1 protein-coding gene is annotated in these 862 nt (G+C 60.9%); it reads left to right on the forward strand.

Translation table 11 applies throughout. The features are described from left to right. Positions 1-14 precede the first annotated feature (14 nt). Positions 15-862, forward strand: an 848-nt coding sequence (locus OHL14_RS00005) for a LacI family DNA-binding transcriptional regulator (RefSeq protein WP_263377251.1), incomplete at its 3' end; no start/stop codon positions are given.

Genomic DNA, 862 nt, shown 5'->3' on the forward strand with positions numbered 1-862 from the left:
GCGAATTGGGCAAAATGAAGACACGAAGTAAACACGCAACGTTGAGTGAGGTGGCGAAGTCTGCCGGAGTTGGCACGACGACGGTCTCTCGGGTGATCAACGGAGGTCAAAGCGTAGACCCGAAGACGTTGGCGCGCGTGCAGCGCGCTATTGAGACGCTTGGCTATATGCCGAGCCAGGCTGCGCGCATTCTGAAGGGCGATCGTACCCGCGCCATCGGACTCGTGATCCCGAGCATCGCCGATCCCTTTTTCTCCAGCTGCGCCGAAGCCGCGCAGGCGATCGTGCGCACGCATGACAGCGTTCTGATCGTGCTGACGACGCAGAATGATCCGAAAGAAGAGCTCGCCGCCGTGAACATGCTGATGCGGCATCGTGTGGATGGCCTGATCCTTGCACCTTGCAACGAAGAGGACGACGTGCTGGCCCGGATGCTGGGGCGCATTTCCACGCCTGTCGTCACGCTGGACCGACCGATTGAGGGCTCGACCATCCCTTCGGTGGTTGTCGATAACTATGCCGGGGCAAAGCTGGGGACGCAGCACCTGATCGACCATGGCTATCGTCGCATCGCGTGCCTCACCGGCGAACCTCACCTGTACACGATCCAGGAACGAATGCGAGGCTACCGGGAGGCGATGGAGTCTGCGGGGCTGAAGCCATCCCTGTCCATCGCAGTGGGAGACAACGCCTCCGCGGAGAAATGCCTTCTGAAGTTACTGAAAAAATCCGATCCGCCCGATGCGATCCTGACGCTGAAGAACAGCGCGACGGTCGCTGTCTTCGAGACGCTGCAGAAGCACGGCGTGAAGGTGCCGGAGACCCTCGCGCTGGTGGGCTACGACGACTTCGAGATGGCTGC

The organism is Granulicella paludicola (genome assembly GCF_025685545.1).
Taxonomy (GTDB): domain Bacteria; phylum Acidobacteriota; class Terriglobia; order Terriglobales; family Acidobacteriaceae; genus Granulicella; species Granulicella paludicola.